Raw genomic sequence first — 15,550 nt, forward strand, 5'->3', positions numbered from 1 at the left:
GTATGGAGTGATGAGAGACAAGTAGCGGGTTCCGCATAATGAGAGCCGGAACATTAAACAGGTGTTAAGTAATGCTAAGTAACCAGTGGATTATGAATTAATCCCGAACTGAAATAATTATTATACAAATCGTTTCGAATGAAGAAATACTGGAAAAGCATAGAAGAATATAAACAAGGAGCCAAGGATGATAATGCCCACTTGCCCAATAAAATCCAAGCCAGTGAAGCATTAAAAGCTTCACGCCGGGATTTTTTAAAGTATTTTGGATTTAGTGTTGCTTCTGCTGCCGTATTGGCCAGTTGCGAGCGCCCCGTTAAAAAAGCTATTCCTTTATTGATCCAGCCTGAAGAGGTACGTCCGGGTGTAGCTAGTTTTTATGCGTCTACTTTCTACAATGGAGGTGAGGCCGTCCCTATTTTAGTGAAAGTACGTGATGGGCGTCCCATTAAAATTGAAGGCAACGATTTATGCATGATGACCGAAGGTGGAACCTCTGCTCAGGTGCAGGCTTCGTTGTTGAATTTATATGATGAGTCAAGGCCCAGAAATCCAACTTTTAATGGTGAGGAGACGAGTTGGCAAAAAGCCAACAGCGATATTACAGCCCAATTAAAAAATATAAGTGCTGATCAAGACATCATCTTCTTAACCCAAACGGTGATTAGTCCTTCGCAGCAATCACTGTTTTCAAAACTTCTGGCTATATACCCTAATAGCAAACAGGTTACTTTGGATCCTTATTCTTATTCAGGAATTAGGGAAGCATACAAAGAAGTGGTTGGGGAAGCCATAATACCGATGTTCCATTTTAATAAGGCTGAAGTTGTGGTCTCGTTTGCTGCCGACTTTCTGGGAACCTGGCTAATGCCAACAGCTTTTACCAATCAATATGTCAAAAACAGAAAACTGGAAAACGGTCAGAAAAAGATATCCAAGCATATTCACTTTGAAGGTTTTATGTCCTTAACCGGCTCCAATGCAGATGACAGATATGTGATTAAGCCATCGGAGGAAGGCAGATATGTACTATCGCTATACAACGAAATAGCTAAATCATTACATCTACCTGCTTTGAATAAGGGTGGGTTCGAAAACGAGGTAAGTAAGGTAGCGCAACAATTGGTACATGCCATGTCATCCTCATTAGTGGTTTCAGGTTCAAACGATAAAAATATACAGCTTTTAATAGCTGGCATTAATGCCATGCTCGGAAGTTTCGAATCGACCATCGATGTTAATAAGGAGATCAATCTTTATCAAGGAAATGATGTTGCATTGTCCGAATTAGTGAAGGGTTGTAAAGAGGGTAAAGTGGGCGCTTTGGTTTGTCTGGAATCGAATCCGGCTTATAATATGCCTGATGCCGTATCTTTTAAAGAAGCTGTCAAGAACGTTGGTTTCACGGTTAATGTTACCTCGCAAAAAGACGAAACCAACGAACTATGCCAATATGTGCTTCCCGCAAGTCATTTTCTCGAATCGTGGAATGATGCGGAACCGGTATCTGGAGTGTTCAGTTTAACACAGCCTGTAATACGGCCTATCTACAATACAAAAAGCATGAATGAGATATTCTTAAGCTGGCTGGGAGAGGAAGCCAGCTCGTACGAATATCTTCATCAGTATTGGAACGAGAATATTATTGCTAAATCTGAAGAGGATAACCCGTTTATCTCAACCTGGAAAAAAACATTAAGTGCAGGAATATGGGATATGGAAACCTTAAATAGAACCAGAAAGCTCCAGGTACCTGATCTAAGTTCCCCTGCCTCAATAGCACTTGCCGAAAAAACTGAAGCCGGATTAGAATTAATGGGGTACCAATCCGTGCCGGTCGGAGATGGCAGGATGGCTAATAATCCCTGGTTGCAGGAATTGCCCGACCCGGTTTCGCGGGTTTGTTGGGATAATTACTTTTCTGTTTCGCCAAAACTAGCAGAGGAAGAAGGATGGAGCCAGGGGGATGTTATTTCTGTGGCCGGAATGGAGCTGCCAGTATTCGTTCAACCCGGTAATCATGATAAGGTTATCAGTGTGGCATTAGGTTATGGGCGAACCATGGAAGGCCCGAATCCGGAAGTGATAGGAAAAGATATTAAGTCTTTGCTACAAAATAAAGAGGGAGAGGTAACATATTATACGCCCATCAGTGATGTTAAAAGTACCGGTGGAACGTATGAGTTGGCAACAACGCAAACCCATCATTCGATGGAAGGAAGAGCGTTGGTTCGTGAGACATCGCTGAGTGAGTACCTGAAAGATCCTGCTTCAGGCAATGAGATGCATGCCGAAATAGAGAAACTTCACACCTCCTTATATAAGAAGCATGAATACAAAGGGCACCACTGGGCCATGTTTATCGACCTAAACTCATGTACGGGATGTAATGCTTGTGTGGTGGCTTGTTCCGTGGAAAACAACGTGCCTGTTGTTGGCCGGGATGAAGTCCGTCGTTCGCACGAAATGCACTGGTTGCGTATTGACCGGTATTATACGCAAGCACCTGATGATCCGGCCAGTTTAAGAGTGGTGCGCCAGCCGGTTATGTGCCAGCATTGCGATAATGCACCCTGCGAAAATGTTTGCCCTGTTGCTGCAACCAACCATAGTTCGGAGGGAATTAATCAAATGGCATATAACCGTTGTATCGGAACGCGTTATTGTAACAACAACTGTCCGTACAAGGTGCGTCGTTTCAATTGGTACGATTATACGGGGGCAGATGCCATTCCTTATAACAGGGTGGATGTTACCGGAATGTCAACGGACTTAAAAAGGTTGGTGCTCAATCCGGATGTAACCGTTCGTGCCAAAGGAGTCATCGAAAAATGTTCATTCTGTATCCAAAGGATTCAAGAGAAGAAGCTGGAAGCTAAAAAAGAAGGAGAGCCACTGCAGGATGGAGCAATTCAGACAGCATGTCAACAGGGGTGTCCGGCCAAAGCCATCACCTTTGGCGATATGAACGACAAAAATAGTGCGGTGAGCAAAATGATGAAAGACCCGAGAAGGTATCACTTGTTAGAAGAACTGCATACCTTGCCTAGTGTTGCTTATCTGACTAAAGTGAGAAATATTGAGGAAACAGTAAAATCAGAACCTGAACATAATACCGATCATTAAATGAATTGAACGTTAATTGAATTTTGATCATTACCGCTCATCTTTTATATATCGGCATGCAAGAGTATTTTATTATTATATAAAGGTATAAAACGCATAGCTAATGTATGTATCGCCAATAAGGGAGCCTTTGGTTACCGGGTCCAAAAGTTATAAACAGGTAACCGACGACATTACAAAGCCGATGGAAGGAAAACCGGGGCCGCTTTGGTATGCTGGTTTGGGTTTGGCCTTACTGGCCTTGGGCTTTGGTGGTTTTGCTATTTATATCACCGTTTGGGACGGGATCGGTACATGGGGATTAAACCGAACCATTGGTTGGGGCTGGGGTATCACCAACTTTGTGTGGTGGGTAGGTATTGGCCATGCCGGTACTTTTATCTCTGCTATTTTATTGCTGTTCAGGCAAAAGTGGCGTACCAGTATTAACCGGAGTGCAGAGGCTATGACTATCTTTGCCGTCATGTGTGCCGGGCTGTTTCCGCTGTTGCATATGGGGCGTTTGCCGCTTGGCTTTTTTGTTTTCCCATATCCAAACACACGTGATTTATGGGTGAATTTTAACTCGCCATTATTATGGGATGTGTTTGCCATCTCAACCTACTTCACCGTTTCTTTATTGTTCTGGTACATGGGCTTGATCCCGGATATTGCCTCTATTCGTGACAGACTAAAAGAAGGGATAAGAAAACAAGTATATACTGTACTAAGTTTTGGGTGGACCGGTTCGGCGCGTCATTGGTCCCGCCACGAAAGCATGAGTCTGATATTGGCTGGATTGGCTGCCCCATTGGTACTTTCAGTACACTCCATAGTTAGTATGGACTTTGCCACATCGGTTATTCCCGGATGGCACACCACCATCTTTCCGCCCTATTTTGTGGCAGGAGCGGTGTTCTCGGGCTTTGCCATGGTGCTTACTTTGATGATAATTACGCGCAAAGCATTAAACCTGGAAAACTATATCACGGTTGGTCATGTGGAATCCATGAATAAAGTAATCATTGCTACGGGTTCTATCGTCGGAATCGCCTATCTTACCGAGCTCTTTATGGCTTGGTATTCGGGCGTCGTCTACGAGCAGTATGCTTTTGTTAACCGGGCTTTTGGGCCGTACTGGTGGGCCTATTGGATTATGATGACGTGTAATGTTATCACGCCCCAACTCTTCTGGTTTAAAAAGATCCGGCGAAATCTAGCCGCCACTTTTATCATCTCCATTTTTGTAAATATTGGCATGTGGTTCGAACGTTTCGTGATTATTGTTACGTCTCTTCACCGGGACTTTCTGCCATCGAGTTGGGCTATGTATTCACCCACCTGGGTCGAAGTCGGGGTGTATATAGGAACTTTTGGGTTGTTTTTTACCATGTTCTTTTTGTTTATCAGGTTCTTCCCGGTAGTAGCTATTGCCGAAGTAAAAAGTGTGTTGAAGAGCTCGGGTGAAAATTTTATCAGGAAAGGAGGTCAGGATGCGAAATAATAAGTTTGTAACCGGAATATTCTGGGATGATAAAGATCTCATGAATGGAATAAAAGAAATTCAGGCCAAGGGCATTTCTATTTTTGATGTGCGAACGCCTTTCCCGGTTCATGGATTGGATGATGTATTAGAGCTAAAAAGATCACGTTTGCCTCGGTTAGGGTTTGTTGCCGGAGCATTGGGAGCTATTGTCGCTTTTGGGTTTCAGATGTGGGTGTTCACCGAAAGTTGGCCCATCAATTTCGGAGGTAAACCATACTTGTCGGTACCCTCCTTTGTGCCCGTGACGTTTGAGTTGGCCGTTTTATTTGCAGCCATTTCGTTGGTGTTCGGTTTCTTGATTCGTTCAGGATTAGGGCCTGGTGCCCCTACGGTTATTTTCGATGAGAGAACATCCGATGATGCTTTTCTGGTGGTAATTCTGGAAGATGAGAACAATCAATCCGATCGGATTACGGAGGTTTTAAATAGTGTCGGAGCACAGGAAGTAAAGCAAGTTGAACCTACTAAAACGCAAAATGATGGGTAAGCAATTTATCGTTTCAAAAAAACTGACAACAACACTGACTGTAACTGCAATAGTTGGGTTGGTGCTGAGCTTAGTGGGGTATTTTGCAGGGGGGATTGATGGTCATCGTTTTTGGGCCAATGTTTTGCTCAACGGATTTATGATTATCGGTTTGTGTCTGGGAGCTGGATTTTTTGTTGCTGTTCACCTGATTGCAGAATCGGGTTGGCAAACATCTATTCAGCGTATTGCCGAAGCCATGGGGAGTAAAATATGGTTGGGCGCTGTAATGATTATTCCTATTATTTTTGGAGCACATTCATTGTACCACTGGTCGCATACCGAACATTTGGATCGTGTGTTGCAAATGAAGCAAGGTTATTTGAATATGCCGTTTTTCATTATTCGCATGTTTGTTTATTTGGGTGGATGGATATTCTTATTTCACAATATCCGCAAGGTTTCCTTATTGAGTGATACCAATCCCGACTTAAAACTGTTTAATCGCCTTCGTACATTTTCCGGTTTGTTTATTGTGTTTTTTGCTATTACCAGCTCTACATCTGCCTGGGATTGGCTGATGAGTATCGATGCGCATTGGTTTAGCACGCTGTATGGCTGGTATACTTTCATCGGTATGTTTGCCAATTCCATAGCGGTTATTATCATCTTTTTAGTGGTGATGAAAAAGATGGGTTATATGGATCACGTCAACGATGAACATCTGCACGATTTAGGTAAGTACCTGTTCGGGTTCAGCATATTTTGGGCCTACCTATGGATTTCGCAGTACCTGTTAATTTGGTACAGTAATATACCTGAAGAAACCACCTATTATGTAACGCGCATCAAAGGCTTTGAGGCTTTGTTTTATGTAAATCTGATAATTTGTTTTGTAGTTCCGTTTTTTGCGCTGATGTCGAGGGGAAACAAACGTAAAACGGATTGGTTGCTTTATACGGCTATTGTTGTATTTGTTGGGCACTGGATTGATTTATTTCTGGCCATTATGCCTGGAGCAGTTGGAGCAGAACACGCCCATATTGGTCTGTTCGAAATTGGACTATCGGTATTATATGTTTCCATCTTTGCTTGGTTTGTTTTTAAAGCCTTAACTAAAGGAAATCTGGTTCCTGAAAATCATCCATACTTTAAAGAAAGTTTTGACTATGAAAATATTAAGTAAACTTAGTGTTGTCATTATAATTGTTGCGGTTTTGATTTCTTGCGATAACGACAGGAATAAACCCGGATATAGTTATTTTCCTGATATGGAGCAGTCGAGAAGTTACGAAACCTATAGCGAAAACCCGGTTTTGGAAGGTGGGGTAACCAATCTGATGCCCGTTGAAAATACGATTCCTCGCGGAATGATTCCCTATGAATTCGAGAAGACCGATGAAAACCGCAAGCTGGCCGGTCAGAAATTACAAAACCCTTATGCAGGGGAATCAGGCAGCCAGGAGCTGTTAGCTGAAGGTAAGCGATTATATAATATTTACTGCTGGCATTGCCACGGCGATAAAGGGGATGGCAAGGGCTTTTTATACACCAGTGGCAAATATGCCTATCCTCCGGCAAGTCTGTTGGCCGATAAAGTAACCGCTAATCCCGATGGCGAAATCTTTCACGTAATTTCAGTGGGCTTTGGAGTAATGGGAGCGCACCAGGGACAAATATTACCGGATGATAGGTGGAAAATTGCTACTTATGTGAGGGAGGTGTTGATTAATGGGGAGTGAACAATGAAAATGGAGAAGATAAAGCAATAGGCAAGGACGATTTATAGAAAAGCCAGAAGGATACAATAATGAAAGGGGAGGGTAAAGTAAACGCCAACTGCTTCCCTCTATCTCCTCTTTAATCCCATGGGCCTAAGCCCTTTTTCCCAGAACTTCTCAAAACTTAGCGGCGTAAGTAGTTGGAGCGGAATTTTGGTAATTAATGGAAATAGAATCATTTTCTTTTTTAATTTCAGGCGGTAATTGTTCCAAAGGAATTCTTCTGCCATCTTTTGTGGCGATAATAAACGAGTCGTTGAACCCCATTTTCTTTATGTTGTTCCAAAATCCCAAAGCCTTTTCGTATTCATCAAACATACCTAAAGTATATTGGTAAATACTGTCGTAAGTCTCCTGATTGATGGTAACCAGGTTTGCCGAATAGTCGTTTAGGTTAATTTCCTTAAAGGCACCTATCTGAACACGGTATTTATAACCCGTTTCGTTGCGATCTATTTTGTTCTGGTCTACCATTTTATTTAAGCTGTCCCTGTACAATACCAATGTGGTTGAAAGGGCACTTTGTCTTTTTGAAAGCTCGTTATGTTTTTCAACCAAAGAATCTATTTGTTTATTGGACGATGAATTACCCGAGAAATCAATCATTCCCCTTAAGAGTAAAACCCCAAATAAGGATACAAAAAAGAAAGCCTGAAAATATAAGGATTTACGAAGATTTGTGATTTTTCCCGACTGTTTCCTGCTAATCTTTCTAAGGCGTTGTAATTCTTTATCAACCGCTTCTAACCGTAGTTTGTCCTTTTTGCTCTCGAATTCTAGTTCCTGCGCTGTCATGTGTGTTGTGATTGAACTTTAAAAATAAGGATAAAAATATAAAAAAAAATACCGTATTGGTGCAGCTATCCCTATAAAACCTACATTTTGTGTCAAAAAAGATGTATTGGTCAAAAATCCACCTCTTCCAAAACTTCTTTTATGCTTGGATAGGTATTTTGCATCGCTTTATATATTTCGTTATGGGGAATCCACTCGGCCGCTGTTATATGCTCCTCTGCTTGTGGTTTGGGGTTGTCAAACCCCTCATACTTCATCTTGTACCAATACGTTTTTTTCAGTATTAACTTTCTCTTTAAAGTGTAGGTATGCCAGGTGGGATTTAAGGCTTTAATGATTTTTAGGGGCGAAATAGCGCATTCCTCTTCCACTTCCCTCACTGCCGTTGCCTGGATAGATTCGCCTTTTTCAGCCTTTCCTTTGGGTAAATCCCAAACGCCCAATCGGTGGATAAATAATATTTCATTTTTTTTATTAAAGACTACCCCGCCGGCTGCATCTATTCTTTTAAAGCAAGAAGAAAACAATTCCATTAGCTCGTCCATATCGTGATGGTATATATAAGCCTTCTTGATTTCCTGTTTTCTTTCGAAATTTAAAATAAAGTCCTGTAACTCCTTAATATTAGAGTATTTAAATATTGCGCCAAAATCGGAGCTTAGGTCCCGTTCAATATTGTCTGTTAAAAAAACAATTCTATCCTTAAAAAAAACTTTATACATTTGCAGCATGGAAAAAGTGTCAGAAACTATAGCAAAACAATTGCTGCAAATTAAGGCAATTAAATTGCAACCGACAAACCCGTTTACATGGGCTTCGGGATGGAATTCTCCTATTTATTGCGATAACAGGAAAACATTATCTTTCCCGGAAGTGCGGGACTATATTAAGTCGGAGTTTGTAGCTTTAGTGAATGAGTTATATCCTGAAGCGGATGCAATTGCAGGTGTAGCTACAGGTGCGATTGCCCAGGGTGCTTTGGTGGCCGATGCGTTGAAAAAACCATTTGTTTATGTGCGTTCTTCGCCAAAGGGGCACGGTATGGAAAACCTGATTGAAGGGGATATTGCGCCGGGTAAAAAAGTCGTGGTTATCGAAGACCTGATTTCGACAGGAGGAAGTAGCTTAAAAGCGGTTGAGGCTTTGCGTAAAGCAGGTTGCGAGGTGTTGGGTATGGCAGCTATTTTTACCTACGGTTTTCAAACCGCGGTAGATAATTTCACCGTAAAAGAGGTGAAACTGAATACGCTAAGCGATTACCAAACCTTAATAGAGGTTGCTGCACAAACCGGCTACGTATCGACCGATGATGTTAAAACGTTATCAAGCTGGAGAAATGATCCCGCTCATTGGGGTAAGTAAAGCTTGGTGCATAGTTCGCAGAGTTCAACAGTATAAAGTTTGAATGTGAAATTGTTATTTCTAACCTGAATACAATCACTTGCAATTATTTTTTTACTTTGAAATTCATTACGGAAATCATTGAGTCTTATAGCAGAGAGTTAGATTATAGATGACTTGTCGCGCAGTATTGCAAGAAGATACTAATAACTCAATTTTAAGAGTTTTGAACTAGTTAACACATACCGTTGTTTTTGTAACATGGGTATATGTTTGTTTTATTTTTTGAAGAAAGCTCACAAAAACAAAGTTTACAAACTTTTCACTTTAAACTTTAAGAACTAAAAGGAGATATGACAAAGTTCGAAAGCGAGATTAAAAAAGCTTTACATGGCGAGGAGAAGATTTTTACTTTTATTTCAAACTTCAATAATTTTGAAGATCTGATTCCCCAGGACAAAATCAAGGATTGGCAAAGCACCGAGGATACCTGCAGGTTTAAGGTGGATGGAATAGGTGAGGCCGGACTTAAAATTGTGGATAAAGAACCTGTAAAAACAGTAAAATATTCCACCGACGGAAAAGTGCCGTTTAACTTCTTTTTATGGGTACAGCTAAAGCAGGTGGACGTTAATGATACGCGAATAAAACTGACGTTGAAAGCGGATTTAAACCCGATGATGAAGATGATGGTGGGCAAACAGGTCGACAAGTTCCTGAATATGCTGGGAGACGCGATTGCCAATTATCATTATAATTAACGTATTATATTTGTCAGTGGTCGCTAGTCATCGGTCAATAGTTAACGGTCATTAGTCGTTAGTGGATTGTTCATTAGTAGGTTGTCAATAGTTGTTGGTAACATAACCGGTGGCTAATGACCAGTGACCAATGGCTATTAACTAATCACAAACTCCACCTCCTTAAAAGCGTAACTTCTTTTATCTCCATGGCTGGTTTCTAATTCCAGGTGCCCGTACTCGTTAATTCCGGTTATTCGTGCCATGAATTCTCCATTTGCATCTTTGTAGGGATGAAACCCTTCTTTTCGATACAGGTTATTGAGGTATTGACGGTTTAATGAATCCGAATTTAAGGTTTTAATTTTTTCCAGGTATTTTAATATGGCGTTGACAACTTGTTCCAGCAAATTATTCAATTCAATATCAGTTCCTGTTATATTTTTTAATGAAACCGGATTTGGTGCGTCACTGGTAAATACTTCTTGATTGATGTTCAGGCCAATCCCAACAATGGATTCGGTAATAATATTCCTTGAAATGGCATTCTCGATCAGGATCCCGCCTATTTTTTGATTTCTATAATAGATATCATTGGGCCATTTGATAGAAAAATCCTGCGAAAAGTTCATAAAAACATCTATAATACCCAGGGCAACAGCTTTGGAAATAACAAACTGGTTCTGAATCTCGATAAAGGTAGGCTTCAACAACAAGCTAAATGTGAGGTTTTTGCCCGGTTCACTTTCCCACGAATTACCGGCTTGTCCTTTTCCCGCTGTTTGTGCACAGGTAATTACTACCGTAAATTCCGGTATTGCTTGATCTTTGCGTAGGGATTTAAGTTGGTTGTTGGTCGAAGGCAAGCGCTCAAACCTTACTATGTTAAAAGGATATTTTACTGACATACTAAAAAATAATTCCGCCAAATTGTCATCATGGCAGGTGTTTATAATTCCAGGAACAAAAGTAGTTAGTAAAACCGAATATAAAAAAGTAGTATCTTTGTGTTTTTCTAGTAATTTAGCAGCTTCAAAGGTAGGCGTAATTAAAAAAAAACGGAAAGATTTAATGACAAATAAAGAGAATAACTCAACTGAACAATTGGTAGACGCCGTTGTTGAAGGTATTCAGGAAAAAAAAGGCACAAATATTGCTATTTTGGACATGCGGGAAATTGACGGAAGTATCTGTCAGTTTTTTATTATTTGTGATGGGGACAGTAACACTCATGTTGGTGCCATCGGAGATTCAGTTGAAGATTTGGTGAGAGAGAAACTGGATGAAAAACCATATCATATCGAGGGAAAAGAAAATGCGGAGTGGGTTTTGGTAGATTATGTGGATGTGGTTGTTCATGTTTTTCAGCGTCCTATACGCAGTTTTTACAATCTGGAGGAGCTGTGGGCAGATGCCAAACGTACCGACATAGAAAACTTATTTTAGTCAGTTATTTATTATTTAGCGGATGAGCGAAGAGCAAAAACAAAAGAACGAACCTGTTAATCAGGGCGGGAACAATTCAAATCCTAAGTTTCCTAAGTTTAACGGGTATTGGATATATGGTATAATTTTATTGCTACTGATTTCCTTTTTTATGGTAAAGCAGGAGGAGGTAGTGAAAAAATTGCCCTATAGTAAATTTACCGAACAGGTTTTACCTTCAGGTGATATTGAAATGTTAACGGTAATTACCAATGAAAACGCATTGGAGGTTATCATTAAAAAGGATAGGCTCGAAAATTATAAAGACGAATTTGGAGACAGCTTCTCAACCTTAATGGAAGGGGGGCCTCATTTTGTGGTGAAGGTTCCTTCCGTGGATAGCTTTGTGGAAGATTTGCGTCGTGTTGAGCAAAGTAAGCAAATAACCATCCCGAACCGTTACGAGCAACGATCAAACTATTTTAATGAGGTGTTGAGTTTTCTCTGGCCACTTTTGTTATTACTGGTTATTTGGATATTTATCTTCCGAAGAATGGGCGCTCAAGGCGGCGGAGGAGGAGCAGGAAATATCTTTAATGTTGGAAAATCAAGGGCGAAGGTTTTTGATAAGGAATCCAATATTAATGTAAATTTTCTGGATGTTGCTGGATTGGCCGAAGCCAAACAGGAATTGGAGGAAATTGTCGAGTTTTTGAAAAGACCCGAGAAATATACTAACCTTGGCGGTAAAATACCTAAGGGTGCGCTGTTGGTAGGCCCTCCGGGAACAGGAAAAACATTATTGGCGAAGGCGGTTGCGGGCGAAGCAAATGTTCCGTTTTTTAGCATGTCAGGATCTGATTTTGTGGAGATGTTTGTGGGCGTGGGCGCATCACGTGTAAGAGACTTGTTTAAGAAAGCCAAGGAAAAGGCGCCTTGTATAGTGTTTATCGATGAGATTGACGCCATAGGTAGGGCTCGTGGTAAAAGTCCCAGTATGGGAGCAAATGATGAGCGCGAGAATACATTGAACCAATTGTTGACCGAGATGGATGGTTTCGGCACCAATTCCGGGGTTATTATTCTTGCCGCGACTAACCGTGCCGATATTCTCGACAGGGCTTTGATGAGAGCTGGGAGGTTCGACCGTCAGATACATGTGGAACTGCCGGATATTAAAGAACGCCAGCAAATCTTCGACGTGCACTTGCGCCCGCTAAAATTAAGCGAGGAGGTTAAGTCTGAGTTTTTGGCTAAACAGACTCCGGGTTTCTCCGGAGCGGATATAGCCAACGTTTGTAACGAAGCAGCTTTGATCGCAGCTCGGGGAGACAAGAAGATTGTGGAGAAAGAAGACTTTTTAAGTGCCGTAGACAGGATTGTTGGCGGTCTTGAGAAAAAAAATAAGATCATCTCCAAAGATGAGAAAAAAGCGATTGCCTATCACGAAGCAGGTCATGCGGCCACGAGTTGGCTGTTGGAATATGCGCATCCATTGGTAAAAGTCACCATTGTGCCCAGGGGAAAGGCGTTGGGCGCCGCCTGGTATTTGCCCGAAGAGCGTCAGTTAACCACTACGGAGCAAATGCTTGACGAGATATGTTCTGCATTAGCCGGGAGGGCAGCGGAAGAACTGGAATTCGGTAAAATATCCACGGGGGCTTTAAACGACCTCGAAAAAGTGACCAAACAAGCGTATGCCATGATTACTTATTATGGTATGGGTAAGGGATTGGGTAATGTGAGTTATTTTGATTCCAGCGGTCAGAACGAATACGGATTTACAAAGCCATACAGTGAAAACACGGCTCAGGCCATTGATAAAGAGGTGTCTAAGATTATTGAAGAGCAGTATGAGCGAGCCAAAGATATTTTAAGAGAGCATAAAGATAAACATACCCAACTGGCAAACCTACTGCTGGAACGTGAGGTTATTTTTAGTGAGGATTTAGAAGCTATTTTCGGAAAAAGAAAAGTCAGCAAGCATATTGTTCAGTTGGATGATTCGGGTAATGATACCCAAGCGGTGAACGATATAAAAATTGTTGAAAGTAAGCAAAAGCCTTCAGCGTCAGAAAGCAAAAAATAAACATGGATAGTGGCAAGTCAAGAGAGGCTATATTGTCCAAATTAAAAAAATCATTGGAGGAGGGAAGGGGTTACCCTGTCCCTCCTCATGATATAAATACCCCGGTTTTTCCCGTCCCGAAAAACTTATTATCCACGTTTAGCGAAGAATTAACTGCGATTGGAGGTCATGTTATCAGTCATGATAATCACAAGGAACTTGTGGCCCACATAGAACAGATTTGTGAAGATTACGGTACAAACCAAGTTTATTGTTTGGATACCGCCATACAAAGACAATTGGCAACGGCAGCATTTGATGTAAAGAGTGGTGGGGAGGATTTCAAAGCAATGCAGGTTGGGGTTACATCGTGTGAATTCCTGATTGCCCGAACGGGTACGGTTGTGGTTAGCAGTGCCCACGCTTCCGGCAGAAAGATGAACGTGTTCCCTCCGATGCATATCGTATTGGCCAAAGCATCCCAGTTAGTTGCCTTTGCCGAAGATGCTTTAGAACTATTGGAAAAGAGATATAGCGATGACTTTCCCTCGCTGATTTCTTTTATTACCGGAGCAAGCAGAACCGCAGATATAGAAAAAACATTGGTGATGGGGGCACATGGACCAAAAGAATTATTTGTTTTTATTGACAAAAATGAATGAAAATTGGTTTAACTGCTTAATTTTGTAGCCGCATCAATCCTTTACAAATGAATAATTTTTGGCAACGGGTTCTTACAGGTATCCTTTTTGTTATTGTAGTCGCAGGTGGAATATTTTATCACCCCTTTTCCTTTTTTGCTGTTTTCTTTTTGGTTGTATTGGCCGGTATTTACGAGCTTAACGGTTTATTGGTTTTGGCTAAAATAAAGACTAATTTCTTATTCGCTTTGGCAATCGGCGTTTTTTCTTACGTAGCGGCTTTTCTTGTGAAGTCTGGAGTATCGGAAAACTCAATTTATTATCTGTTGATACCCATTGTTTCGTTACTTTTTATTCAAGAATTGTTTGATGTTCAAAACAAGCCATTTGAAGGTATAGGCACAAGTTTAGTTTGTGCCATATATATTGGGGTTCCATTTGCCATGTTAAACTCGCTTGCTTTTTTGGATGGGGTTTATAATTTCAAGTTACCCCTTTCTGTATTTATTTTGGTTTGGATAAACGATACAGGTGCTTACCTGTCTGGGGTAACATTGGGGAGGCATAAGTTTTTTGAAAGGATATCTCCCAAAAAAACATGGGAGGGAACGGTGGGCGGTTTTGTGCTTACACTGGTTGCTGGTTATGTAATATCTATCTTCTGGAAAGATCTAAGTGTGCTAGAATGGATTATTTTTAGCAGTATTATTTCTATTATGGCTGTTTTAGGCGATTTAATAGAGTCGCTGTTTAAAAGAAGTATCGGCATTAAGGATTCGGGCAATATTTTTCCGGGACATGGGGGCGTACTTGACCGTTTTGATGCTGTGATATTTGCCATACCCATGGCAGTATTTTATATTGAAATGTTTGTTAGGTAAACATTCGAATTTAACCCTTTACCATATAAACAATACAAGGAATATAGGATTTTAGCCAAGGAATGTTGCAATTGTCCAATATTTTTTCGAATTTATCGAAGATATTCTCTTAACTTATCAATCGATGAACAGTTCCTCAGTTTCTCAGGTATTAAACAGTAAAATAAAAGTCTTTAATTTTTTTGCTTTTGTTTTTTTTGGTGGTCTCGCTGCATTGTTTCTATATTACAAAATATTAGGCGGTGTTGGATTTGCTATGTCAACAGGATTCTTTGGACTAACACAAGGGATAATTAATCTTATTCTGGCAGTTTTATCACTTGGCCTGGCTTATGTGGCATGTAAAAGCCAAAGGCACTGGATTAAACCTGTATTTGCCATACTCTCTATTTTATTGTTAGGAGTGGTTTTTAATCAGCTTAATATTTGGTGGGTAAAGTATAACGAAGGTTTGTTTATTGGAGGAGGTGTGTTGAAAACCTTGACGGTAGACGATGTTCTGTACTTTACACTTTACTATTTTATTACGGCCTTTCAATTGATTTTTGCTCTTGTATTGGCTTTGTCTTATACAATAAGCTCAATTTTGGGAGAAAACCATTCAAACTACTTAAACAGGTTTAGTTTGTTCTCAATATTAAAGCCTTTTGTTTTTTCGGTGCTTTGTGTTTTTGCATTCTATCATTTATGGAACTAATCCCGAAAATTCATGGTATGATTTCCTGACTTTCATTATCCACGTGTGGTAAGCACCTGTATGG

General features: G+C 40.7%; 15 protein-coding genes. 12 read left to right on the top strand and 3 right to left on the bottom strand.

Features of this window, described 5'->3' with window-relative positions; translation table 11 throughout:
* The first annotated feature begins 138 nt into the window (after window positions 1-138).
* The 5 genes from ACRD64_RS04050 to ACRD64_RS04070 all read left to right on the top strand — a co-directional run bounded on the left by ACRD64_RS04050 (window position 139) and on the right by ACRD64_RS04070 (window position 6,859).
* Entirely contained in the window at window positions 139-3,126 is a 2,988-nt protein-coding gene (locus tag ACRD64_RS04050) for a Fe-S-cluster-containing hydrogenase (RefSeq protein WP_430931923.1), read from the top strand.
* Between the two features lie 103 nt (window positions 3,127-3,229).
* On the top strand, window positions 3,230-4,609 hold the full coding sequence (gene nrfD, locus ACRD64_RS04055) for an NrfD/PsrC family molybdoenzyme membrane anchor subunit (RefSeq protein ID WP_430931925.1): 1,380 nt from the start codon (window positions 3,230-3,232) through the stop codon (window positions 4,607-4,609).
* On the top strand, window positions 4,599-5,138 hold the full coding sequence (locus tag ACRD64_RS04060) for a DUF3341 domain-containing protein (protein ID WP_430931927.1): 540 nt from the start codon (window positions 4,599-4,601) through the stop codon (window positions 5,136-5,138). The genes nrfD and ACRD64_RS04060 overlap by 11 nt, the downstream gene beginning before the upstream one ends.
* Window positions 5,128-6,303: a hypothetical protein gene (locus ACRD64_RS04065; protein ID WP_430931929.1), complete on the top strand. Its 1,176-nt coding sequence runs from the start codon at window positions 5,128-5,130 to the stop codon at window positions 6,301-6,303. The genes ACRD64_RS04060 and ACRD64_RS04065 overlap by 11 nt, the downstream gene beginning before the upstream one ends.
* Window positions 6,287-6,859 carry a c-type cytochrome gene (locus ACRD64_RS04070; RefSeq protein WP_430931930.1) on the top strand — a complete coding sequence of 191 codons (573 nt, stop codon included), beginning with the start codon at window positions 6,287-6,289 and terminating at the stop codon, window positions 6,857-6,859. The genes ACRD64_RS04065 and ACRD64_RS04070 overlap by 17 nt, the downstream gene beginning before the upstream one ends.
* A gap of 156 nt (window positions 6,860-7,015) precedes the next feature.
* Here the strand turns inward: ACRD64_RS04070 and ACRD64_RS04075 are convergent, their stop codons facing one another.
* Window positions 7,016-7,693, bottom strand: coding sequence for a hypothetical protein (locus tag ACRD64_RS04075; RefSeq protein ID WP_430931931.1), 678 nt, complete (start codon window positions 7,691-7,693; stop codon window positions 7,016-7,018).
* 110 nt (window positions 7,694-7,803) lie between these two features.
* A complete protein-coding gene (locus ACRD64_RS04080; RefSeq protein ID WP_430931932.1) occupies window positions 7,804-8,415 on the bottom strand; it encodes an NUDIX hydrolase in 612 nt (203 codons plus the stop codon).
* Between the two features lie 7 nt (window positions 8,416-8,422).
* Here ACRD64_RS04080 and pyrE point away from each other — a divergent pair, with 7 nt between their 5' ends.
* Together pyrE and ACRD64_RS04090 are read left to right on the top strand one after the other, a co-directional pair.
* Window positions 8,423-9,055 (top strand): orotate phosphoribosyltransferase, encoded by a 633-nt coding sequence (gene pyrE, locus ACRD64_RS04085; RefSeq protein ID WP_430931933.1) that lies wholly within the window; start codon window positions 8,423-8,425, stop codon window positions 9,053-9,055.
* Between the two features lie 332 nt (window positions 9,056-9,387).
* Complete coding sequence (locus ACRD64_RS04090; RefSeq protein WP_430931934.1) at window positions 9,388-9,795, top strand: SRPBCC family protein; 408 nt, start codon at window positions 9,388-9,390, stop codon at window positions 9,793-9,795.
* Between the two features lie 137 nt (window positions 9,796-9,932).
* Here the strand turns inward: ACRD64_RS04090 and ACRD64_RS04095 are convergent, their stop codons facing one another.
* Window positions 9,933-10,682 (bottom strand): biotin--[acetyl-CoA-carboxylase] ligase, encoded by a 750-nt coding sequence (locus tag ACRD64_RS04095; protein WP_430931935.1) that lies wholly within the window; start codon window positions 10,680-10,682, stop codon window positions 9,933-9,935.
* A gap of 163 nt (window positions 10,683-10,845) precedes the next feature.
* Here ACRD64_RS04095 and rsfS point away from each other — a divergent pair, with 163 nt between their 5' ends.
* The 5 genes from rsfS (at window position 10,846) to ACRD64_RS04120 (ending at window position 15,486) form a co-directional block, all read left to right on the top strand.
* Window positions 10,846-11,220, top strand: coding sequence for a ribosome silencing factor (gene rsfS, locus ACRD64_RS04100; protein ID WP_430931936.1), 375 nt, complete (start codon window positions 10,846-10,848; stop codon window positions 11,218-11,220).
* A 22-nt stretch (window positions 11,221-11,242) separates the two neighbouring features.
* Window positions 11,243-13,288 (top strand): ATP-dependent zinc metalloprotease FtsH, encoded by a 2,046-nt coding sequence (gene ftsH, locus ACRD64_RS04105; RefSeq protein ID WP_430931937.1) that lies wholly within the window; start codon window positions 11,243-11,245, stop codon window positions 13,286-13,288.
* 2 nt (window positions 13,289-13,290) lie between these two features.
* Window positions 13,291-13,929: a LutC/YkgG family protein gene (locus ACRD64_RS04110; protein ID WP_430931938.1), complete on the top strand. Its 639-nt coding sequence runs from the start codon at window positions 13,291-13,293 to the stop codon at window positions 13,927-13,929.
* 47 nt (window positions 13,930-13,976) lie between these two features.
* A complete protein-coding gene (locus ACRD64_RS04115; protein WP_430931939.1) occupies window positions 13,977-14,789 on the top strand; it encodes a phosphatidate cytidylyltransferase in 813 nt (270 codons plus the stop codon).
* Between the two features lie 124 nt (window positions 14,790-14,913).
* Complete coding sequence (locus ACRD64_RS04120) at window positions 14,914-15,486, top strand: hypothetical protein (protein ID WP_430931940.1); 573 nt, start codon at window positions 14,914-14,916, stop codon at window positions 15,484-15,486.
* Window positions 15,487-15,550: the final 64 nt, after the last annotated feature.

Origin of the sequence: Saccharicrinis sp. 156 (assembly GCF_050589685.1) — a bacterium.
GTDB lineage: Bacteria > Bacteroidota > Bacteroidia > Bacteroidales > Marinilabiliaceae > Saccharicrinis.